Annotated in this window: 19 protein-coding genes, 1 pseudogene and 1 riboswitch; of the genes and pseudogenes, 10 read left to right on the forward strand and 10 right to left on the reverse strand. The window is 69.8% G+C overall.

Annotated features, from left to right (window positions below; translation table 11 throughout):
- Positions 1–112: 112 nt before the first annotated feature.
- On the reverse strand, positions 113–2293 hold the full coding sequence (locus tag ACWDMM_RS06425) for a malate synthase G (RefSeq protein ID WP_357103476.1): 2181 nt from the start codon (positions 2291–2293) through the stop codon (positions 113–115).
- A gap of 241 nt (positions 2294–2534) precedes the next feature.
- Between ACWDMM_RS06425 and ACWDMM_RS06430 the strand changes: the two genes are divergently transcribed.
- From ACWDMM_RS06430 to ACWDMM_RS06445, 4 genes are read left to right on the forward strand one after another with little or no spacing between them, the layout of a single operon-like run.
- On the forward strand, positions 2535–3275 hold the full coding sequence (locus tag ACWDMM_RS06430) for an SDR family NAD(P)-dependent oxidoreductase (protein WP_357103479.1): 741 nt from the start codon (positions 2535–2537) through the stop codon (positions 3273–3275).
- Positions 3272–4321 carry a zinc-binding dehydrogenase gene (locus tag ACWDMM_RS06435; RefSeq protein WP_357103481.1) on the forward strand — a complete coding sequence of 350 codons (1050 nt, stop codon included), beginning with the start codon at positions 3272–3274 and terminating at the stop codon, positions 4319–4321. Before ACWDMM_RS06430 ends, ACWDMM_RS06435 begins: the two co-directional genes overlap by 4 nt.
- Positions 4318–4956, forward strand: coding sequence for a TetR/AcrR family transcriptional regulator (locus ACWDMM_RS06440; protein WP_357103484.1), 639 nt, complete (start codon positions 4318–4320; stop codon positions 4954–4956). Before ACWDMM_RS06435 ends, ACWDMM_RS06440 begins: the two co-directional genes overlap by 4 nt.
- Before the next feature lie 2 nt (positions 4957–4958).
- On the forward strand, positions 4959–6248 hold the full coding sequence (locus ACWDMM_RS06445; protein WP_195079000.1) for an acyl-CoA dehydrogenase family protein: 1290 nt from the start codon (positions 4959–4961) through the stop codon (positions 6246–6248).
- Between the two features lie 6 nt (positions 6249–6254).
- On the opposite strand, the gene ACWDMM_RS06450 is transcribed toward ACWDMM_RS06445, so the two are convergent.
- On the reverse strand, positions 6255–6953 hold the full coding sequence (locus tag ACWDMM_RS06450; protein ID WP_357103487.1) for a winged helix-turn-helix transcriptional regulator: 699 nt from the start codon (positions 6951–6953) through the stop codon (positions 6255–6257).
- Positions 6954–7041: 88 nt separating this feature from the next.
- Between ACWDMM_RS06450 and ACWDMM_RS06455 the strand changes: the two are divergent.
- The 5 genes and pseudogenes from ACWDMM_RS06455 to ACWDMM_RS06475 form a co-directional block, all read left to right on the forward strand.
- Positions 7042–8052: pseudogene (locus ACWDMM_RS06455) on the forward strand (acyl-CoA dehydrogenase family protein); the annotation flags it as partial.
- A gap of 241 nt (positions 8053–8293) precedes the next feature.
- Entirely contained in the window at positions 8294–8827 is a 534-nt protein-coding gene (locus tag ACWDMM_RS06460) for a DM13 domain-containing protein (RefSeq protein WP_357103490.1), read from the forward strand.
- A gap of 302 nt (positions 8828–9129) precedes the next feature.
- A complete protein-coding gene (locus ACWDMM_RS06465; protein WP_323124102.1) occupies positions 9130–9675 on the forward strand; it encodes an HNH endonuclease in 546 nt (181 codons plus the stop codon).
- Positions 9676–9703: 28 nt separating this feature from the next.
- On the forward strand, positions 9704–9976 hold the full coding sequence (locus tag ACWDMM_RS06470; RefSeq protein ID WP_195078995.1) for a WhiB family transcriptional regulator: 273 nt from the start codon (positions 9704–9706) through the stop codon (positions 9974–9976).
- Between the two features lie 119 nt (positions 9977–10095).
- Positions 10096–11757 (forward strand): VWA domain-containing protein, encoded by a 1662-nt coding sequence (locus ACWDMM_RS06475; protein ID WP_449936309.1) that lies wholly within the window; start codon positions 10096–10098, stop codon positions 11755–11757.
- Between the two features lie 140 nt (positions 11758–11897).
- On the opposite strand, the gene gcvP is transcribed toward ACWDMM_RS06475, so the two are convergent.
- From gcvP to ACWDMM_RS06515, 8 genes are all read right to left on the reverse strand, one after another.
- Positions 11898–14708: an aminomethyl-transferring glycine dehydrogenase gene (gene gcvP / locus ACWDMM_RS06480; protein WP_357208805.1), complete on the reverse strand. Its 2811-nt coding sequence runs from the start codon at positions 14706–14708 to the stop codon at positions 11898–11900.
- Positions 14709–14865: 157 nt separating this feature from the next.
- A riboswitch (glycine riboswitch) is annotated at positions 14866–14966 on the reverse strand.
- Between the two features lie 101 nt (positions 14967–15067).
- On the reverse strand, positions 15068–16420 hold the full coding sequence (locus ACWDMM_RS06485; RefSeq protein WP_357208806.1) for a M14 family zinc carboxypeptidase: 1353 nt from the start codon (positions 16418–16420) through the stop codon (positions 15068–15070).
- A gap of 139 nt (positions 16421–16559) precedes the next feature.
- Positions 16560–17117, reverse strand: a complete 558-nt coding sequence (locus ACWDMM_RS06490; protein ID WP_039797830.1) for a MerR family transcriptional regulator — start codon at positions 17115–17117, stop codon at positions 16560–16562.
- Between the two features lie 187 nt (positions 17118–17304).
- A complete protein-coding gene (locus tag ACWDMM_RS06495) occupies positions 17305–17778 on the reverse strand; it encodes a bifunctional nuclease family protein (RefSeq protein ID WP_159848783.1) in 474 nt (157 codons plus the stop codon).
- Positions 17779–17938: 160 nt separating this feature from the next.
- The gene (gene ftsR / locus ACWDMM_RS06500) at positions 17939–18742 is read right to left on the reverse strand and encodes a transcriptional regulator FtsR (RefSeq protein WP_195079413.1); all 804 of its coding nucleotides are present in this window, start codon (positions 18740–18742) and stop codon (positions 17939–17941) included.
- Between the two features lie 93 nt (positions 18743–18835).
- On the reverse strand, positions 18836–19321 hold the full coding sequence (gene odhI / locus ACWDMM_RS06505; protein ID WP_040866480.1) for an oxoglutarate dehydrogenase inhibitor Odhl: 486 nt from the start codon (positions 19319–19321) through the stop codon (positions 18836–18838).
- A gap of 168 nt (positions 19322–19489) precedes the next feature.
- The gene (gene gcvH / locus ACWDMM_RS06510; protein WP_067811038.1) at positions 19490–19888 is read right to left on the reverse strand and encodes a glycine cleavage system protein GcvH; all 399 of its coding nucleotides are present in this window, start codon (positions 19886–19888) and stop codon (positions 19490–19492) included.
- Between the two features lie 42 nt (positions 19889–19930).
- Complete coding sequence (locus ACWDMM_RS06515) at positions 19931–20524, reverse strand: CDP-alcohol phosphatidyltransferase family protein (RefSeq protein ID WP_323124110.1); 594 nt, start codon at positions 20522–20524, stop codon at positions 19931–19933.
- A 219-nt stretch (positions 20525–20743) separates the two neighbouring features.
- Here ACWDMM_RS06515 and ACWDMM_RS06520 point away from each other — a divergent pair, with 219 nt between their 5' ends.
- Complete coding sequence (locus ACWDMM_RS06520; RefSeq protein WP_449936315.1) at positions 20744–22438, forward strand: GMC oxidoreductase; 1695 nt, start codon at positions 20744–20746, stop codon at positions 22436–22438.
- Positions 22439–22487: the final 49 nt, after the last annotated feature.

Below are 22487 nucleotides of genomic sequence, written 5' to 3' on the forward strand. Positions count from 1 at the left end.
TCTCGTGCGGCACCCAGGGTAACGGACCGATAAACAAGAGTCGAAACTCCGATTGCCCGCAAAAGCACGAATCCCCCGGCCGAAAGACCGGGGGATTCGCGACACCCGGGGACTAGACGCAGGCCAGCGCCTTCGCCTCACGACGACGGCGGTGCAGGATCGGCTCGGTGTACCCGTTGGGCTGCTTGGTGCCCTCCAGGATGAGCTCCTTGGCCGCCTGGAACGCGATGCTGCCGGCGAAGTCCGGCGCCATCGCCCGGTAGTTCGGATCACCCGCGTTCTGCCGGTCGACGACGGGGGCCATCCGCTCCAGGCTCGCGACCACTTCCTCTGCGGTGACGATGCCGTGGCGCAGCCAGTTGGCCATCAGCTGGCTGGAGATGCGCAGGGTCGCACGGTCTTCCATGAGCGCGACGTCCTTGATGTCGGGCACCTTCGAGCAGCCGACGCCCTGGTCGATCCAGCGCACCACGTAGCCGAGGATGGACTGCGAGTTGTTGTCCAGCTCCTGGCGCTTCTCCTCGTCGGTCCAGTTCGGCGCGGCGGCCAGCGGGATCTCCAGGATCTCGTCGACGGTGGCGCGGCGACCGCCCTTGGCGATCTCCTGCTGCCGCTTGAACACATCGACCAGGTGGTAGTGCGTGGCGTGCAGGGTGGCGGCGGTGGGCGAGGGCACCCACGCGGTGTTGGCGCCCGCGCGCGGGTGACCGATCTTCTGGGTGAGCATGTCGGCCATCAGGTCCGGCATGGCCCACATGCCCTTGCCGATCTGCGCCTTGCCGGGCAGGCCTGCCGCGAGGCCGGTGTCGACGTTCCAGTCCTCGTAGGACAGGATCCACTGCTGGGACTTCATGTCCGCCTTGCGGACCATCGGCCCGGCCTCCATGGAGGTGTGGATCTCGTCGCCGGTGCGGTCGAGGAAGCCGGTGTTGATGAACACCACCCGCTCGGCGGCGGCCTGGATGCAGGCCTTGAGGTTCACCGTGGTGCGGCGCTCCTCGTCCATGATGCCGACCTTGAGGGTGTTGCGCTCCAGCCCGAGCACGTCCTCGATCCGGCCGAACAGCTCGTTGGTGAACGCGACCTCGTCGGGGCCGTGCATCTTCGGCTTCACGATGTAGACCGAGCCGGTGCGGCTGTTCTTCAGCTGCACGTCCTCGGCCAGGCTGTGCTTGGCGATCAGCGAGGTGATCAGGCCGTCCATGATGCCCTCCGGCACCTCGTTGCCCTCGGCGTCCAGGATGGCGTCGGAGGTCATCAGGTGACCGACGTTGCGCACGAACAGCAGCGAACGGCCGTGCAGCACCAGCTCGCCGCCGTCCAGCGCGGTGTAGACCCGGTCGGGGTTCATGGTGCGGGTGAAGGTCTTCTCGCCTTTGGTGACCTTCTCGGCGAGATCGCCCTTCATCAGGCCGAGCCAGTTGTGGTAGCACAGCACCTTGTCCTCGGCGTCCACCGCGGCGACCGAGTCCTCGAAGTCCATGATCGTGGTGACGGCGGACTCCAGCACGACGTCCTTCACACCCGCGGTGTCGGTGCTGCCGATCGGGGACTGCGGGTCGATCTGGATCTCGATGTGCAGACCGTTGTGCTTGAGCAGCACCGAGCTCGGCGCCTCCGGGTCACCGAGGTAGCCGACCAGCTGGGACGGGTCGGCCAGACCGATGCTGGTGCCGTCCTCCAGGCCGACCTCGAGCTCGCCGTCGACGATCTTGTAGGACGTCGAGCCGATGTGCGAACCGGTGATCAGGGTGACCGAGTCGTCGAGGAAGTTGCGCGCCCACTCGATGACCTTGTCGCCGCGCACCTTGTTGTAGCCGGCGCCCTTCTCCGCGCCGCCCGCCTCGGAGATGGCGTCGGTGCCGTAGAGCGCGTCGTAGAGCGAGCCCCAGCGCGCGTTGGCGGCGTTGATCGCGAAACGGGCGTTCATCACCGGCACCACCAGCTGCGGGCCCGCGGTGGCCGCGATCTCCTCGTCCACGTTCTGGGTGGTGATCTGGAAATCGGCGGGCTCGGGCCGCAGGTAGCCGATCTCGGTCAGGAAGTTCTTGTAGGCGGCTTTGTCGTAGTTCGCGCCGGGGTGCTCCGCGTGCCAGGCGTCGACCTTGCCCTGGATCTCGTCGCGTTCGGCCAGCAGAGCGCGGTTGCGCGGAGCGAGATCATTGATGACCTGCTCGGCGCCGGCCCAGAACGCGGCGGAATCCACGCCGGAACCGGGGAGCGCCTCGTTCTCGACGAACTCGTGGAGAACGCGTGCCACCTGGAGCCCGCCGACCTGAATCCGCTCTGTCATCTACTGCCTCACTTCCGGGAAAGCCGAGTGGGAAAACAGTGCCATGTTACCCGTGGGTAGCGGTGTGACCGCGCGCCGGGTCGCCCAGGCCCTGTGCCCGAATCCGTCCGCCACGCCGAGGCGAGCTGGTCGGGCACCCGGCGGGTCGTGAGCCGTCGGCGGTCGGCCGGACAGCCCCTTGATCCTAACGTGCGCCCGATTTAATGTACTGATCGGAACATTTCCGAGCGCAGGAGTCGAGTTGTCACTCACCGACAAGGTCGTCGTCGTCACCGGGGGAAGCCGGGGGCTGGGCAAGCAGATGGTGCTCGCGTTCGCCGAGGCGGGCGCGGACGTGGTGATCGCCAGCCGCAAGCTGGACGGGTGCGCCGCACTGGCCGATGAGGTGCAGGAACGGTTCGGCCGCCGCGCCCTGCCGGTGGCCTGCAACGTCAGCGACTGGGCCCAGTGCGACGCCTTGGTGCAGACCGTCTACGACGCGTTCGGCCGGGTGGACGTGCTGGTCAACAACGCGGGCCTGTCACCGCTGTATCCCAGTCTGGACCAGGTCACCGAGGCGTTGTTCGACAAGGTCATCGGCGTGAACCTCAAAGGACCGTTCCGGTTGTCGGCGCTGATCGGCAGCCGGATGGCGGCCGGCGGCGGCGGCTCGATCATCAACATCTCCTCGATCGAGGCGATCAGGCCGGAGCCCTTCGCGGTCCCCTATTCGGCGGCCAAGGCGGGTCTCAACGCCTTGACCGGCGGACTGGCCCAGACGTTCGCGCCGAACGTGCGGGTCAACACCATCCAGTGCGGGCCGTTCGAGACCGATATCGCCACGGCGTGGCCCGACGAGCTGCGCGCGGAGCTCACGAAGCACAACGCCCTGCGCCGGGTCGGCAAGCCGGAGGAGATCGTCGGGGCGGCGTTGTTCTTCGCCACCGAGGCCTCCGCGTTCTGCACCGGAGCCACCCTCGCGATCGATGGGGGATGGCGATGAAGGCGCTGACTTACGAAGGACCGCGGGAGATCTCCTACGGCGAACGGCCCGATCCCGTCCTGCCAGGATCCGACGGCGCGATCGTCCGGGTCACCGCGGCGGGCATCTGCGGCAGCGACTTGCACATCTACGCCGGCCACGGATTCGTCGCGGGCGCCGGTTACGGCGTCGGGCACGAAGCGGTCGGCGAGATCGTGGAACTGGGCCCGTACACCCGCGGCTTCGCCGTCGGCGACCGCGTGCTGGTCGCCGCGTCGGCCGGGTGCGACGGCTGCGCGCAGTGCCGCGCCGGAATCGTCACCGCGTGCGCTCGCCACCCGCTGCCGGTGGACGCCTGCTACGGGCTCGGCGGCGCGCTGGACGGGTGCCAAGCCCAGTTGCTGGCCGTCCCGCACGCCGCGGGCAACCTGGCGAAGCTGCCCGGCGAGGTGAGCGACACCGCCGCCGTCGTGCTCACCGACAACGCGCCCACCGCCTGGTACGGGGCCCGCCGCGCCCGCATCGCGCCGGGCGACACCGTGGTGGTGATCGGACTCGGTCCGGTCGGGCTCATGGCGGTCCAGTCCGCGTTCGCGATGGGCGCGGCCCGGGTGCTCGGCGTCGATCTGCTCGCCGAGCGCCGCGAGCGCGCCGCCGATCTCGGCGCCGAGCCGGTCGAGTCGGACGATCCGAAGCAGGCGATCCGCGAGATGTCGCGCGGTGGAGCGGATGTCGCGATCGAAGCGGTTGGAGCCGACGAAACGATCAAGCTGGCGATCAGCGCCGTCGGGCACGGTGGCCGGGTCAGTGTGATCGGTGTGAGCCACAACCGCGCCTATCCGTTCCACCTGATGGCGGCGCAGGTGAAGGACCTCGAATTCCACATCGGGCTGTGCTCGATCCAGTACGAGCTGCCCACGCTGCTGAAACTCACCGCGGGCGGCAGGCTGCGCCCCGAGGCGGTGGTCACCCACCACCTCCCGATGTCCGAAGGAGCCGCCGCCTACCGTCTGTTCGCCGAGCGGGCCGACGGGGTCGGCAAGATCGTGCTGGACCCGTCGGCATGACCGCCCCGTCGCGCAAGCGGGGCCGTCCGCCCGCGGCCGAATCGACGGCGAGCGACACCAGGGCGCGCATCGTGCGGGCCGCGATCGAGTTGTTCGCCGAGCAGGGCTTCCACGGCACCGGCGTGGCCGAGATAGGCGAGCGCGCCGACGTGCAGCGCGGCGCGCTGTACTACCACATCGGTTCCAAAGAAGAGCTGCTCTGGCAGATCCTGCGCGACTACACCCAGCTCATGCTGGCCGAGGCCGAACAGATCGCCGACGGCCCCGGCGATCCGATCACCAAACTGCGCGCGCTGATCCACAGTCATGTGCGGCTGATCATCCGTCATCAGCGCGAGGTGTCCATCCAACTGCGCGACGTCGGCGCGCTCACCGGCGAGCGCGCCGCGCAACTGCAGGACCTGCGCGACCGGGTGCAGCACTGCTGGCAGCGCGTGGTCGACGCAGGTCATGCCGAAGGGCTGCTGCGCACCGACGACCACGTGGTCACCAACAGCGTGCTCGGCATGCTCAACACGGTGTCGTTCTGGTACCGCCCGCGCGGCGGACGCTCCCCCGGCGAGATCGCCGACATCCTCGCGACCACTTTGCTCGACGGCGTGGTGACCGGCACCGCGCGGGACACGAAAGGCTGACCATGGCTTGGGATTTCGAGACCGACCCGGAATACCAGCGCAAGCTGGACTGGGCCGCGGAGTTCGTTCGCACCGAAGTGGAGCCGCTGGACCTGCTCTACCCCAATCCGTACGACCGCACCGACCGCGAGGCGATGGCGCTGATGCGGCCGTTGCAGGAGCGAGTCAAGGAGCAGGGCCTGTGGGCCTGCCACCTCGGGCCGGAGCTGGGCGGCCCCGGCTACGGGCAGATGAAGCTCGCTCTGCTCAACGAGGTGCTCGGCACCTCGGTGTGGGCGCCGTCGGTATTCGGCTGCCAGGCGCCGGATTCCGGCAACGCGGAGATCCTCGCCCACTACGGCACGCCCGAGCAGAAGAAGACCTATCTCGAGCCGCTGCTGGCCGGGGAGATCGGCTCGTGCTACGTGATGACCGAGCCGACCGGCGGCTCGGACCCGACGCTGTTCCGGACCCGCGCGGTGCGCGACGGCGACGAGTGGGTGATCAACGGTGAGAAGTGGTTCAACTCCAACGCGGAGTTCGCCGCCTTCCACATCGTGATGGTGGTGACCGATCCCGAGGTCAGCCCGTACCAGGGCATGTCGATGTTCATCGTGCCCGCGGGCGCGCCCGGGCTGGAGATCGTGAAGAACTACCACGTGGCCGGGTTCAGCGAGCACGAAGGCCACTTGCGGTTCACCGACGTCCGCGTCCCGGCCGACCATCTGCTCGGCGCGGAGGGCGAGGGTTTCGTCGTCGCGCAGACCCGCCTGGGCGGCGGGCGGGTGCACCACGCGATGCGCACGGTCGCCATGGTGCGCAAAGCGTTCGACATGATGGCCGAGCGGGCGGTCTCGCGCCCGATGCGCGGCGGTCCGCTGGCCGGGTTGCAGATGACCCAGGAACGCATCGCCGACAGCTGGATCGAGATGGAGCAGTTCCGGTTGCTGGTGCTGCGCACGGCCTGGCGCATCGACAAGGAGCAGGACTACAAGAAGGTGCGCAAGGACATCGCCGCCATCAAGGTCGCCATGCCGAAGGTGATGCACGACATCGCCCAGCGCGCGCTGCACCTGCACGGCGCGCTCGGCGTCAGCCAGGACCTGCCGTTCGTCGACATGCTCAGCTACGCGGAGGTGATGGCCATCGCCGACGGACCGACCGAGGTGCACAAGATCACCCTCGCGAAGGAGGTCCTGAAGGACTACGCCCCGGGCGACCCGGTGTACCCGAGCGGATACCGGCCCGCGCTGCGCGAGAAGGCCCGCGAACTGGTCGCCCGGCGTCTCGAGCACGTCGTGGGGAATCTCTGACGGAGTTCACGACGCGCGCCGGGCGGCCGCCCCCATGGGCGCGGGGTCCGCGTACCCCGCGACGGGGCTGAGCCGCAGCACCGACGGCATCCGGCGGGTGAGCGCGGGCGGACCGGTGAAGGCCACCCGGCCCGCCCGCAGCGCGTGCGCCAGCGGCAGCCGCCCCAGCCACACCTGGTACAGCGAGGCGACGTCGGAGCTGATCGCGACGTCCACCGGATAGCCGGGATCGGATTCGCAGACCGAGGGCACGCCGGCCTCGATCACGATCCAGAAGCGGCGCAGGTCGTCGGTGAAGCGCACGTGCAGCACGTGGCGACGGCCAGGGAACGACGAGGTGTCGACCCCGGTGTGCATCCACCACACCAGCAGGGCCGGGTCGCGCTCGTCGTCGCGCGGCGCGCCGAAGGTCCAGCGCGCGCCCCATTCGCCGAGGCCGAACAGGATCGGTTCCAGGTCCCGTCCGGCGTCGGTGAGCAGGTACTCCCCGCCCGGTTTCGCCACCAGCCCGGCTCGCTCGAACTGCCGCAGGCGTTTGGCGAGCAGGCTGCGCGACAAGCCGGGCAGGCCGCGCGCGAGGTCGTTGAACCGGGTGGTGCCCAGCAGCAGGTCGCGCAGGATGAGCAGCGACCAGCGCTCGCCCACCACCTCGAGCGCCCGGGAGATCGGGCAGTACTGGCCGTAACTCGGCGTCGAAGTCGTCATGGCACCTCGCGAACGGGTCTCGTCGGCGGACCGGGGCGGTCCACTTTCTGCACTATCCGGTTATCGCGGCCGTTCCTAACTTCGAAACATGACCACTACAGCTCCTGCCCCCACCGACGTCACCACCGACTGGATCGCCCGCGCACGCCGCGTCGGCGAAGCCCTCCGTCCCGAGGTCGCCGCCCGCGACCGCTCCGGCGAGCTCTCCCTCGCCGCCTTCGGCTCGCTGCGCGAGAGCGGGCTGTCGGCGGCTCTCGTTCCCGCCGAGTTCGGCGGCGGCGGGGTCACGCACCGCGAGATGGGCGCGATCCTGCGTGAACTCGGCCGCCACGATCCCTCCACCGCCGTCGCGTTCGCGATGCACACCCACCTGGTCGCCGCCCAGGTGTGGCGGCACAACCACGGCATCGATGCCGCGCCGCTGTTCGCCAAGGTGGTCGCGGGCGCGATCCTGGTCAGCACCGGCGCCTCCGACTGGGTCGGCTCGGGCGGACGCGCCGAGCGGGTCGAGGGCGGCTACCGGGTGCACGCGCGCAAAGCGCCGGCCAGCGGATGTGAGGCGGGCACCGTCCTGGTGACCAGCGTGCGCTGGGACGACGCACCCGGCGGGCCGCAGGTGCTGCACTGCGCGATCCCGTTCGCCGCCGAAGGCGTGCGAATCGAGAAGACCTGGGACACTCTGGGTTTGCGGGCCAGCGGTTCGCACACCGTGGTGCTCGACGATGTGTTCGTGCCCGACGCGGCGGTCTCGCTCATCCGCCCGGCGACCGTGTGGCCGCCGCTGTTGAACGTCGTCATCGGCGCGGCGATGCCGCTGGTGATGGCGGCCTACCTCGGCATCGCCGACGGCGCGGTCGACCTGGCCACCGCGCTGGCGGCGGGCCGGGCCGACGCGCCGACCGTCCAACTGGCCGGTGAGATGGCCACCGCGCACACCACCGCCGGCGATCTCGTGGACGCCATGTTCACCGGGTCGGAGAATCTGCGTTTCGCCAACACCGATCAGTACGCGAGCCGGACGCTCAGCCGTAAGACCGCCGCCGCGGACGCGCTCGTGCGGACCGTCCGCCTCGCCATCGAAACCGTCGGCGGACTCGGCTTTTCGCGCGACTGCGAACTGGAAATGCGCTACCGCGACGTGCACGGCTGCCTGTTCCACCCGCTGCCACGGGCCAAGCAGACCCACTTCACCGGTCACGTCCTGCTCGGGCACTCCCCGATCGGATGACGTCCTTTCCGCCAACGCCACCCCCGCTCGCCCCCATACTCGGATGGGGGCGAGTTTCCCCACGTAGTGCACCAGCCCTTCCGGTCCCGCGACGACACTTCGAGGAGCAGCCATGGCGTCCGCACGGAGCATCGCTCGATCGCCGATCACCTGGGTGACGGTGACACTGCTGATCGCCGGCCTGGGCGCGGGACTGGCCGCATTCCAGCCGTGGCGGCTGTTCACCGACACCACCGTGCAGGAGGCCGCGCCGTCGGCTTCCCCAGCGCCGGGCTCCGGCGGGCCGTCGCAGCCGCGCACCATCGCCGAGGGCGCCTTCATCTCACACGAGCACGCCACCACCGGCGCCGTCACCGTCTTGCTGCTGCCCGACGGCAGCAGAGTGCTGCGATTGACGGACCTCGACACCTCCGACGGCCCCGACCTGCACGTCTGGCTCACCGACGCGCCGGTGCGCGCGGGCCGCGACGGGTGGTTCGTCTTCGACGACGGCGACCACACCGATCTGGGCAAGCTCAAAGGCAACCACGGCTCGCAGAACTACCCCATTCCCGCCGATGCCGACCTGGCCCGGCTGACCAGCGTCGCGATCTGGTGCGACCGGTTCGACGTGTCCTTCGGCGCGGCCGAACTGCGACCGGCCTGACCCACCGCGCCGCCGCCGGAAAATGACCCGACAACGGCGGGTGCGCTGTGCCACCATGTGTTTCGACACCGGTCACCGCCTCGAGGTGGCCGCAGAGCAGTGGAGAGGAGGGGCGGCAGTGATCCCGGAGACGACGAAGCGAATGAATGCCATCGCGGCGTGCTCGTCGGCCGCGGGCGACGCGCTCGGCAGGCCGTTGCGCGCGCGGCACGACGAACCGGTCGGCAGCCGCCTCCAGATCCTCGGCTGATCGCCGCGACTCTGCTCATTCGCTCCCGCTCGCACGAAACATGGTGATTCCCATGACCTTTTGCCGTGCCGCCGATCAGGCGGCGATAACCGCCGACAATTGGATACACACCGGGGTACTCGTGCTGAACGCCTCCTACGAGGCGCTCGACGAGATCAAGGCCGACCGGGCCGTCGTGCTGCTGGTCGCCGGAGCGGCGGAGTCCGTCGCCGACCGCGAGCCGCGTTTCCCGATCCGGTCCCGGCACGTGGAAATCGCTCTGCCGCAGTCTATTCGGTTGCTGCGCTACGTCTACCTCGAGCACACCGTACTGGTGCACGACGAGAGCAGGGCCACCTTGGCGGGCGTGCTGCGCCGCGACCGGAACCGGTGCGGTTACTGCGCCGGGTGGGCGCGCACCGTCGACCACATCCGCCCACGGTCGCGGGGCGGTCCGAACACCTGGAGCAACCTCGTGGCCTGCTGCGCGCCGTGCAACACGGCCAAGGCGGACCGCACCCCGGAGGAGGCGGGCATGCGCCTGCTCTGGGAGCCGAAGGCCCCCACCCACCGGATCCGGCAGCAGCGCCGGATCTGGAAGCAACTCGCCGCGACCTGACCACGACCCGAGAAAGGAGAAGATCGCGATGACGCGCACCGAGACCACCGCCGTCGCGGAGCTGACCCTGGCCGACCTGCTCCCGCTCTCGGATTCCCGAGGGTGGCACCGGGCGGCCTGCCGCGGCGACCCGAACCACGAAGCCTGGTTCCCGTACCCATCTCAGGACTTCGACTACGCCCGGGAAGTCTGCGCCCGCTGCCCGATCCGGGATGCCTGTGGCGAATTCGCCGCCCGTACCGGGCAATCCGGCGTGTGGGGCGGACACGAGTTCGACCGCGGACGAGTCATCCGCGACTGAGGGGTCCCGCCGTCGTGCCGTCCGGCGCGGCGGGGGGACAGCGCGACCGCGCCGCACCCGTGCCGGTGCGGGGGAGCCTCGACGACTTCGCCCGGCGCCGGTGACCATACACTGAGCGCGTGGGCACTCATCGCAGCGCAACCAGATCCCGGGGCGTCAGCAAAGGTCCGGTTATCGCAGTGGTCGCCGTTGCGTTACTGGCCGCGATCGTCGTCGGCTGGTTCCAGTTGCGCGATCGCGCGGCGAATCAGGACAGCGCGGCGGCGGCCGAATGCGTGGAGGGGCCCGCGACGCTCTACGTCACCGCCGATCCCGGCATCGCCGCGCAGGTGCGCGCCGCCGCCGACGGCTACAACGCCACCCAGCCGAAGGTGCGCGACCACTGTGCGCGGGTCGAGGTGACCGCGCAGCCGTCCGCCGCGGTCGTTTCCGCGTTCACCAGCGGCAAGCCGTGGGATCAGGCGCTCGGCCCGCAGCCTGCGCTGTGGATCGCCGATTCCACCCGCTCCATCGAGTCCATGCGGGTTCCCGGCCTGATCGAGGGCACGCCGGTGTCCGTCGCCGCCAGCCCGATCGTGCTCGCCGTGCCGGAGGACCTGCGTCGCGCCCTGGAGCAGGCCGACGCGTCCTGGGCGGATCTGCCGCGATTGCAGCAGGGCTCGCTCGGCGAGATCGGCCTGAACGGCTGGGGCGGGCTGCGGATGGCCCTGCCCGCGGGTGACGCCACGCTCGCCGCGGCCACGGCGGTCGGCTCCGCGGTCTCGGGCGCGGAACCGCTCAGCGAGCAGGCCGCGCGGTCCGGCCAGGTGGTCGCCGCGATCTCCGGGCTCGCCGCCGACGCCCCCGAAGCGTCCGACGCCGCGGCCGCGCTGACGCGGCTCACGGCACAGGACGGACCCGTGCACGCGATTGCCGCTACCGAACAGCAACTGAAGGGGTTTCCTGGCGTCGCGGCGTTCCGGCCCGCCGGGTCCGCGCTCGTGGCCGACTACCCGGCCGCCTTGATGTCCGGCGCGTGGGTGGACAAGACGCAGAACCTCATCGCCGGACGGTTCACCGACTACCTGCGCAAGCCCGAGCAGGCGCAAGCCTTCGTCGCGGCGGGATTCGCCTCGCCGCAGACCGCGGCCGCCGTCCCGCCCCGTGGCGCGCTCGACAAGGTGCGCGCCACCCTGGCCGACCCCGTCCTCGGCGTGCGGTCCACCGCCCTGGTCGACGTGTCGGCGTCGATGGGGACCGCGGAGGGCGCCACGACCCGTCTGGCGAACGTCCTGGCCGCGCTGAATTCCACGATGACGGTCATGCCACCCGAGTTCGGGCTCGGTGTGTGGACCTTCGGCAAGAACCTCGACGGCAGCACGCCGTACCAGGTGGCCGCCGCCACCGCCCCGCTGACCACCGACCAGCGCACGAAGATCGGCACCGCGCTGAGTTCGGTTCGCCCGAGCGAGAACCGATCGGACCAGGCCTACCCGTCGCTGATCGCGGCGTACAAGAGCGCCGTCGCCGGGTACACGCCGGGCCACACCAATTCGGTCCTGCTGATCACCGACGGACCCGACGACGATTCGTCGGTCACCGGCACCCAACTGGCGGCGGACATCACCGCGGCGACCGACCCCGCCCGGCCGGTGCGGGTGGATGTCGTCGTGATCGGCGGCAACGGCACCCAGACACTCCAGGACCTGGCGAAACAGACCGGCGGAAGCTACACCCGGCTGACCACCTCCGACGACATCGGCTTCGGCTCCGCCGTCGTCAAGGCTCTCACCACGCCGTAGCGCCCTGCTCTGCGGAAGACCGAACTCTCACCAGTCCATGCACGACGCCGTCGGCAGCGCGGGCGGCTGACCCGATCTGGCGAACACCTACGCGAAGGCGGCCGCCGCGCGGTGAGGCAGATACGCGACCGGACCGGTGGTCAGTCCGCGTACGCCTCCAGCGGCGGACAGGCGCACATCAGGTTCCGGTCGCCGTAGGCGCCGTCGATCCGGCGCACCGGCGGCCACACCTTCGCCCTGGCATGCCCGAGGCCACGGGGATACACGGCGACTTCCCGGCTGTAGGGGTGATCCCACTCGCCCACCAGCGACGCCGCGGTGTGTGGCGCGCCGCGCAGCGGGTTGTCGGTCACCGGCCACACCCCTGCGGCGACCTGGTCGATCTCCGCCCGGATCGCGATCATCGCCTCGATGAAATCGTCCAGTTCGGCGAGGTTCTCGCTCTCGGTGGGCTCGACCATCAACGTGCCGGCCACCGGGAAACTCATCGTCGGCGCGTGGAACCCGTAGTCGGCCAATCGTTTCGCCACATCGTCGACGGTGACGCCGGTGCGTTTGGTGATCTCGCGCAGGTCCAGGATGCACTCGTGCGCCACCATGCCGCGCTCGCCGGTGTAGAGCACCGGGAAGTACTCGTCGAGCCGCCGCGCGATGTAGTTCGCCGAAGCGATCGCCGACAGCGTGGCGCGACGCAGCCCGTCGGCGCCCATCATGCGGATATAGGCCCAGGTGATCGGCAGAATCGAAGCCGAACCGTACTTCGCCGCCGACACCGCGTGCGACCCCGTTTCCAGCGGATCGCCGGGCAGGTACCGCGCCAGGTGCGCGCGCACCGCCACCGGACCGACCCCGGGGCCGCCGCCACCGTGCGGGATGCAAAAGGTCTTGTGCAGGTTCAAATGGCTCACGTCGCCGCCGAAGCGGCCCGGCCGCGCGAGTCCGACCAGCGCGTTCAGGTTCGCGCCGTCCACGTAGACCTGTCCGCCCGCGTCGTGCACCAGCGCGCACAGCTCGGCGACCTCGTGCTCGTACACGCCGTGCGTGGACGGATAGGTGATCATGATGCAGGCCAGGCGATCGGCGTGATCGGCGATCTTGGCGCGCAGGTCGTCGAGGTCGACGTCGCCGTTGGCGCGGCACTTCACCACCTCCACCCGCAGCCCGGCCATGGCCGCCGACGCCGCGTTGGTGCCGTGCGCGCTCGACGGGATGAGGCAGGTGTCGCGATGGGTGTCGCCGCGATCGAGGTGGTAGCGGCGGATCGCCAGCAGTCCCGCGTACTCGCCCTGGCTGCCCGCGTTGGGCTGCAGGCTCACCGAGTCGTAGCCGGTGATGTCCGACAGCCAGCGTTCCAGGTCAGCGATCACCCGCAGCAGACCGGGCGCGTCCTCGACCGGCGCGTAGGGATGCACCCGCGCGAATCCGGGCCAGGTGATGGCCTCCATCTCGGCGGTGGCGTTGAGCTTCATGGTGCAGGAGCCCAGCGGAATCATGCTGCGGTCCAACGCGATGTCCTTGTCGGACAGTGCGCGCAGATACCGCAGCATCGCCGTCTCGGTCCGGTACTTCGTGAACGCCGGGTGGGTCAGGAACTGCGAGGTCCGGTTCTCGATCGCCGCGACCGGCGCGGGCGCACCGGATTCGGCGGACACCGCGGTACCGAAGGATTCGAGCACGGCCGCGACGTGCGCGTCGGTGGTGGCCTCGTCACACGCGATGCCGACGTGGTCGGCGTCGACCAGGCGCAGATTGATCCCCCGCGACTTCGCTTTCGCCACAACGGCTTCCGCGCCGCCTGGCACGTGCGCCAGCACGGTGTCGAAGAAGCTGTCGTGCACCACGGCGCCGTCCAGCCCGGCCGCGATCGCCGCGGCGTGCCCGTGCACCCGGCGAGCGATCGCCCGCAGCCCGTCGGCGCCGTGGTAGGAGGCGTACATGGCGGCCACGACGGCCAGCAGCACCTGCGCGGTGCAGATGTTCGAGGTCGCCTTCTCCCGGCGGATGTGCTGCTCGCGGGTCTGCAAGGCGAGCCGGTAGGCCACGGCGCCGTCCGCGTCCACCGAGACGCCGACCAGGCGGCCGGGCAGCTGGCGGGCGTGCGCCTGCCGCACCGCGAGGTATCCGGCGTGCGGGCCGCCGAAACCGAGCGGGACGCCGAAACGCTGGGTGGTGCCGAAGCACACGTCGGCGCCCTGCTCACCGGGCGGCGTGATCAGCGTCATCGCCAGCAGGTCGGCCCCGACCGCCACCAAGGCGCCGCGCTCGTGTGCCGCGGCGATCACCTCGGTCAGGTCGACGATGCGGCCGGACGCGCCAGGCGTCTGCGCGAGCACACCGAAGAACTCCCCCTCCGGCAGCTCACCGGCCGACAGGTCCGCCTCCACGATCTGCAGGCCGAGCGGTTCGGCTCGGGTGTAAAGCACGGTCCTGGTCTGCGGGAACAGGTCGCGGTCGACGACCAGCCGGGCGGACTTCGATTTGCCCGCGCGTCGCAGCAGCGTCATCGCCTCGGCGGCGGCGGTGGCCTCGTCCAGCATGGACGCGTTGGCGACATCCATGCCGGTCAACTCCGACACCATGGTCTGGAAGTTGAGCAGCGCCTCCAGCCTGCCCTGGCTGATCTCGGGTTGATAGGGCGTGTAGGCGGTGTACCAGGCGGGATTCTCCAGCAGATTGCGCACCAGCACCGGCGGGGTCAGCGTGTCGTAGTAGCCGAGCCCGATCATCGAGGTGGCCACGGTGTTGGACGCGGCCAGTTCGGCGAGTTCGGCGAGCACCTCGTGCTCGGAGCCCGCGGTGGGCAGCCCGGCCAGGCCGTCGCCGTCCAGGATGCTCGCCGGCAGCGCGGCGGCGGCCAGCTCGTCCAGCGACGACACGCCGACGACGTCCAGGATCCGGGCCAGTTCCTCCCGGTCGGGTCCGATATGGCGGTCGGCGAATGAGCGAGTCACAACAGCTCCCAAGGTCGGGCGGGGTCGACCGGGCGGTCGACGGGTACCGGCCCTCCCCCTCTGTCGTGGCGCCTGAGAGATTCGGGTACCCCGACCGGTGGCCGAGCCCCTTTCCCCATGGGCGGGCGGCTCGAAGCCGCCGCTTTCCAGAGGCGCCGAAGCCCGCACGGTCCTTTTTGCCTGAGAGATTGACGGGGAGGTGCTGCTCCTTCGGCGCTCGGACTCGTTTCCGGACCGAGGCTCTCCCGCACGGCGGCGACGCACCGCCAGTCTAAGCCGACGACACGCCGGAGCGCGCCACGGGACCCCGCCCGCCCCGTGTCGTTCTGGTCACTCGTGGACCGAGCCGGCGTCACCCGTCAGATGGCCAGTCCCGCGCGCAGCCTCGTCGCGGCGAGCACGATGGACTCCGCTTGCACGCCGACCAGACGAGCCAGCGGCACCGCGACGCCGGGCGCGTTGTGCTCCACGTCGGCGCACCATCGGTCGAACACCGCGGCGAACCGGTCGCGCTCGACGGCCAGCGCCGGCGCGCCGCCGCGCGCGTACTCGTCCTCCAGCAGGCGCAGCAACATGCCGCCCAGCCGCAGGCGCAGCATCGCGGTCCAGTCGTACTGCTCGACGAAAATCTCGCCCCTGGTCGCGATCCGATCCCGCTGCGGCACGGACTGCCTGCTCACGGCGAGACCGGGCAGCCCGGCGACCAGTGCGCGCACCGATCGTTCGAACGGGCTGCGACCGCTCAATTCACCGTCCACGCGGGCCAGCACCGCGGCGGCGACCTCGGCCATGGCCCGATAGTCGGCGGCCGTGGCGTCGAGCAGGTCGCCGAGCACCCGGTCGCCCGCCGAGCCGTCGCCGATGCGGGAATCCACCCAGAGCGGCAATTCGCAGACCAGGATGGCCGTGCCGTAGCGCGCCGCGTAGTCCCGGCAGCCGCCCCCGCCCAGCGCGGCGACCGCGTCGAGCCCTTGGGCCGCGAGCAGATCGGCCATCGCACCGAACAGCGGCAGCTCGAAGACGCCCGGCGCCAGCGCGCGAGCGCCCGGCGCGTCGGGTTCGCCCCGGTAGATCGGCACGCCCGCGGCGGAAAGCCCGGCGGTCAACGCCGCCCAGTACTCGGGATCGCCGCCGGCGGTGTAGAAGAACCCGCCGCCGAATTCCGCGTTGTGCAGCGAGGCGATCAGCGCGGGCCGGGTGCGGTCGATCAGCGCCATCATCGCCTCCGTCTCCGGCAACGGCACCCCCACCCGCTTGCCGCGCCACTCGGTCGGGAAGCACCATTCCGGCTGCTCGGTCGCCGGTGGGCGGTAGAAGCCGCGTGCCACGCCGGTTCTGGTGTGCGGACCGGCGAACCAGCCCTCGTTCAACCGGGTGCCGTCCGGGTCGACGCACAGCAGGAAATGCCAGGTGGCGCCCACTGTCACCGTCTCGTCCGCCGCCATCCGGCCGAGCAGGTGACGGATCGTGGCCATGCCGATGGGCTCGTTCGGGTGCGGATTGCCGAACACCAGAATGTGCCGGTCGCCGGACCCGATCGTCACCTCCCGGATCGGGTCGCCGCCGCGGGAACGTCCGAGTTCGGTGATCGAGATCCGGTCCGGATGACCGGCCGCCAGCGCGTCGGCGTATCGGTTCAGTTCGTCGACGGTCGGAAACGCGTCGATGCGGCCGATCGGGCCGACGAGCCCGGTGATGTCGCCTGTCTGCACAGCGCCCCCCTCTCGCTGCCACCGTGGCCCTGCTACCCACCGCCGACGGCATGTCCACAACGCACGGCCGGGAGGCTCGACGCCTTGCCCGGCCGTGCGTGCGTTTTGTTCATTTCGTTCCGCGCCGAACCCGCGAATCCTAGCCCGTCTTGCGGTTCATCCGCGCCTTGCGACGGAACGACAGCTCGTCCTCCGGACGTTCGGTGATCGCCGACGCGCGCTCGGCGGGGAAGTTCGCGATGGCGCCGGTCAGCTCCCGCATGGCGCCGCTCACCGCGATCCCGAAGACGCCCTGCCCGCCCTGCAGTAAATCGACGACCTCCTCGGCCGAGGTGCACTCGTACACCGAGGTGCCATCGGAGAACAGCGTGATCCCCGCCAAGTCCTGCACCCCTCGACTGCGCAGATGATCGACGGCGATCCGGATGTTCTGCAGCGAGATGCCCGCGTCGAGCAGCCGCTTGACGATCTTCAGGACCAGGATGTCCTTGAACGAGTACAGCCGCTGACTACCCGAGCCCGCCGCGCTGCGGATGGAGGGCACCACCAGACCGGTGCGCGCCCAGTAGTCGAGCTGCCGGTAGGTGATTCCGGCCACCTGACACGCACTGGGAACGCGATAGCCCACCAGATCGTCGGGTACCGAGTCGTCGGGGAACAGTCCTGGCTGTACCACATCCTGCGATTGCTCTGCCACTGACCACTCCCTTGCTTCGCCGACGCATTCCCAGCCTCATCGATGACCCGGCGCCGTCACCGACCGAATCGGTGCGGATTCGGCCGAAACGGTCGTGGCCCAACTGTCGAGATTACTCCCCACGATTGTCCAGCCAGCGACGTCATCGAGCCAAACGCGACGCGCGGGAAAAGTCTCGACCTCTACTTCAGCTATCGGTCGCCTTGAAGTCGTCGGGAGACACCGACTCCAGGAATTCTTTGAACTTCTCCACCTCGTCCTCGCGCTCGTCCGGCATGACGAGGCCGGCCTCCTCCAGAACCGACTCCTCGGCATGGATCGGGCAACCCACCCGCAAGGCGATCGCAACCGAATCCGACGGCCGCGCCGAGATCCGCAGATCGTTCTCGAAGACCAGATCCGCGTAGAAGGTGCCCTCCTGCAGATCGACGATCCGCACTTCCTTCAGGGTGTGCCCCAACTCGGTGATCAGGACCTTGATCAGGTCGTGCGTCAGCGGGCGGATCGGGGTCACCCCCTCCTGCTCGAGCACGATCGCCGTCGCCTCGGCTTGCCCGATCCAGATCGGCAGATACCGGTCGCCCGCCACTTCGCGGAGCAACAGCACGGGCTGGTTCTGTGGCTGCTCGACACGGATGCCGATCACGCGCATTTCGCTCATCGCACTGCCTCCCATACTCGCCGCCGGCCCGGCATGACCGCTGCAGAGCTCGCCGTACCACGAGTCTAGGCGAACCGGCACCGGTCCAGCGATCCGTCTGCACAGCAGAAATCAGGGTGTTGGATCGCCGCGACCTCCGGGCCGAGGGGCCCGACGGGGGTCAGCCCCCGAGCGAGCCCCGGACCGAGGACTTGACCAGACAGGTGTGCAAGGTCAGCGACAGCGCGGCCAGTTCGCGCACCGTCTCCTCCGCACGGGCGCGCGCACCAGCGTCCCGGCTCTTCGCGATCGGGGCGACGATCTGCGCCACGAGCGCGGCCTCCCGGTCGGCGGCGAGCTTGAACGCACGCAGATGCCGTGCCTCCAAACCGAATTCGGCCATCGCCCGTGCGGTTTTGGCCAGCGTGACGGCGTCGGCGTCGAAATATCCCGCCGGGCCCGGCGTGATCAAGTTGGCCCGGATGAGGTCGTTGAGGAACTTCTCCTCGATCCCGGCCTGGTCCAGGAGATCGGCGCGGGTGACCCGGATTTCGTGATCGAACCGCAGATCTTCCGGGGAGATCTCGCTCGGCACGACGCCGAGCCTGCGCGGGGCGGCCACCGGGCGCGCACCCCGCTCGGAACCCGGCACGGCCGGTTCGGTGTCGGGCGTGCCCCGCCCGGACTCCGGCGCCCCGGGCCGGACGGAGTGCGCTCGGGCGCGGGCTTCCCGCACGCCGAGCGTCGCCGCACCGCTATCGATCGCCTCGAGCTGTTCCTTGATCACCTTCAGCGGCAGGTACTGGTCACGCTGCGCGGTCAGTACGAACCGGAGCCGTTCCACATCCGCCACGGAGAACCTGCGGTAGCCCGAAGGCGTCCGCTCCGGCCGGATCAGGCCCTCCGCTTCCAGGAAGCGGATCTTGGAGATGGTGACGTCGGGAAAGTCGGGGCGCAGCAGGTCGAGCACGGAGCCGATCGACATCCCTCCGCGTGCCCACTGCGCCGCACCGGTCACAGCGCCGGGTCCTTCATGACTCCGAGCCTTTCATAAGTGCGCGACCCGGCGCCGACGCTGTCATAGACTCCCCGCGCCCGCCGACGAGTCGGACACCTGGGCGCGCGGTCCGGTGAGGAACACCAGCCGGAACTTGCCGATCTGGACCTCGTCACCGTTCTGCAGTTCGGAGGAGTCCACCGGCTCCCGGTTCACATACGTGCCGTTCAGGCTGCCCACGTCGACGACCTGGAAGGAATCGTCGTCCTGTCGGAACTCGGCGTGCCTGCGGCTGACGGTGACGTCGTCGAGAAAGATGTCACTGTCGGGGTGGCGCCCCGCCGACGTGGTCGGCTGATCCAGCAGGAACCGCGAGCCCGCGTTCGGGCCGCGCTTGACGACCAGGAGGGCCGCGCCAACGGGCAGACCCTCGACCCCTTGGACCGGCTGCTCGCCGGTCGGCTCTCCGGAGCGCGACGCGTCGACCTCGTTCAGGAAATCCGCGCGGAAGACCGACGTCGTCTCGGCCGCGGTCTCCCCGTAACCCGGGTCTTTGTTCTCGCTCACCGTTTCTCTCCTCCTCGAACCTGATTATCCATGCAAGCAGGTGATGCCTCTGGCACCACGACCTGCCGTCGAGTCTCTAGATTCCCGGCGCAGCCGCCGGGTGCATCTGTTGGCATTGACCGTACCCTGCCGGGCCGCACCCGTGCAGGTAGAACTGGGAAGGCTGCCTCAGCCCCCGATAACTCCTTGATAACCTGCGGCATCGAGCAGTTCACCGAGCGTCGCGTCGAGACTCGCCGCATCGCCCACCTCCAACTCGAACAGCCATCCGTCACCGTAGGGATCGGTGTTCAACGTCTCCGGCTCCGAGGTCAGCTTGTCGTTCACCGCAACGACTTTCGCGCTCAGCGGCGCGTAGATGTCGGACACGCTCTTGGTCGACTCCACCTCCGCGATGCTGTCCGCGGCGGCCACGTCCGCGTCCGTCTCGGGCAGCTGCACGAACACAACGTCACCGAGTTGAGACTGGGCGTAGTCGGTGATGCCCACCCGCACCCGGGTCGGGGCGATCCGGCGTACCCACTCGTGCTCCTCGGTGTAGCGCAGATCCTCGGGGGTCTGGGTCACAGGCCGTCCTTTCGTTTGAACGTTGCACGCAAACTCTATCGGCTAGGCCGTCCGATGCCCCACAGCCGGTATCGCTCTTGCGACCGCGATGGCTTTGCCGGTATAGAGCACGCCGGTCCAGACATAGACCACGGTGCCCCAGATCAGCAGTGCCCCGCCGAAGGCACGCCCGAAACCGGCGGCAGCCCAGTCCATCTGCCCGGCCAGCAGCCACGGCAGCGCGGACATCAGCGCGAAGGTGGCCGCCTTGCCCAGGTAGATCACCTCCGGCGGGGGCAGGTCGCGGCGCTTGTACACCGACAGCGTCGCGGTGAGCACGAGGTCGCGCCCCACCAGGATCACGGCCACCCACCACGGCATCAGGCCGCGGATCACGAAGGCCGCCAGCGTGGTGACCAGATAGAGCCGGTCGACGAACGGGTCGAGCAGGGCTCCCAGCCGGGAGGACTGCTCGAGCAGCCGGGCGAGCTTGCCGTCCAGGAAGTCGGTGACGCCGCTGACGACCAGCAGAGCGAACGCCCAGCCATCGGCCCGCTCGATCAGCAGCAACCACAGGAACAGCGGGACGCCGAGCAGGCGCAGCACGCTCAGCACGTTCGGCACGGTCAGGATGCGGTCGGCGAAGATGCCCCGCACTCCGCCGTCGGCGGCGCGTTCCTCCGGTTGGGCGGCGCCCGATTCGGTTGTCACGCCCCGTGCATACCCCACCGACCCCGGTCCTCGCCATCCGCACAGGCCGAATTTCCGGATATCGGGGCGGCGCGCCCCGTGCGAGGATGGTTCCCGCCACAGCGCGGCGATGACAGAATGATTTGAAATATTTCTCACTGTGTGGCCGGTGAGCGAGAGGAAGTCATGTCCGCATTCGACTACGACGTGGCGGTGATCGGCTCCGGCTTCGGCGGGAGCGTCAGCGCCCTGCGGCTCACCGAGAAGGGTTACCGGGTCGGCGTGCTCGAGTCGGGCCGCCGATGGAACGCCGAGGACATCCCGCGCACGAATTGGAATGTCCGCAAATCGATCTGGGCGCCGCGCCTGGGCCTCACCGGTCCGCAGCGGATCAGCCTGCTCGGCAAGTGCGCGGTCTTCTCCGGCGCCGGCGTGGGCGGCGGCTCGCTGATCTACGGGAACACGCTCTACGAACCCCTGCCGAACTTCTACACCGACCGGCAGTGGGCGCACATCACCGATTGGCGCGCGGAACTGGCGCCCTACTACGACCAGGCCAAGCGCATGCTCGGCGTGGCGCCGAACCCGCGCACGACCCCGGCCGACGAGGTGATCCGGGAGATCGCCGAAGACCTCGGCGTGGCCGACACCTACCATCCGACCGATGTCGGGGTGTTCTTCAACGAGAGCGATCCGGGCACCGAGGTCGACGACCCCTACTTCGGCGGAGCGGGCCCGCGCCGCAACGGCTGTGTGCACTGCGCGCGCTGCTTCACCGGCTGCCCGCACAACGCCAAGAACACCACCACCACGAACTATCTCTACCTCGCCGAGCAGGCCGGTGCGCAGGTTCACCCGATGACCACCGCCACCGCCGTGCGGCCACTGCCCGGCGGCGGGTACGCCGTCGACACCGAGCGCTCCGGCCGCTGGATCCGCAAGCAACGCAGAACCTTCACCGCCGAGCAGGTGGTGTTCGCCGGCGCCGCGCTCGGCACCCAGAAACTGCTGCACAAGATGCGCGACGACGGCGCGCTGCCGCACCTGTCCCCCCGGCTCGGCGAACTCACCCGCAGCAACTCCGAGGCCATCCTCAACGTGGTCAGCCGGGCCCGCCGCGACTTCGCCGAGGGCATCGCGATCACCTCATCGATCCACCCGGAGCCCGACACCCACGTCGAGGTGTGTCACTACGGCAAGGGCCAGAACGCGCTGTTCCCGATGTCGGTGCCGATCGTGGACGGCGGCGCGTTCCGCTTCCTGCGCTTCCTGCTGGCGATCGTGCTGCATCCGCTGGTGTTCCTGCGCAGCCTCGACGCGCGGCACGCCTCGGAGAAGTCGGTGATTCTGCTGATCATGCAGTCGCTGGACAACTCGCTGACCTCGTTCCGCGAACGCGGGCGGCTGCGCACCAGGCAGGGCACCGGCGAGCCGAACCCGACCTGGATCCCGCTGGCCCACGACATCGGCAGGCGGTTCGGCGCGAAGGTCGACGGCGACACCCACGGGCTGATCATGGACGTGTTCGACATCCCGGCCACCGCCCATTACATCGGCGGCTGCGTGATCGGCGACAGCCCGAGCACCGGCGTGGTCGACCCCTACCAACGGGTTTACGGCCATCCCGGCCTGCACGTCGCGGACGGCTCCGCGGTCACCGCCAATCTCGGCGTGAACCCCTCGCTGACGATCACCGCGCAAGCCGAGCGCGCGATGGCGTTCTGGCCCAACCGTGGCGATCCGGACCCGCGACCGGAACTGGGGTCGCCCTACCGGCGCGTCGCCGCGGTGCCGCCCGCGCGACCAGCGGTACCCGCCGCTGCGCCGGGCGCTCTGCGTTTGCCGATCGAGCCCGCACCGCCTCGCATTCCGGCCCAGTGAGGCCGACACCACGCGGCAGGGACGGTTGCCACCGGCTAGCGTGATCCGT

It is taken from the genome of Nocardia sp. NPDC003726 (genome assembly GCF_053586955.1).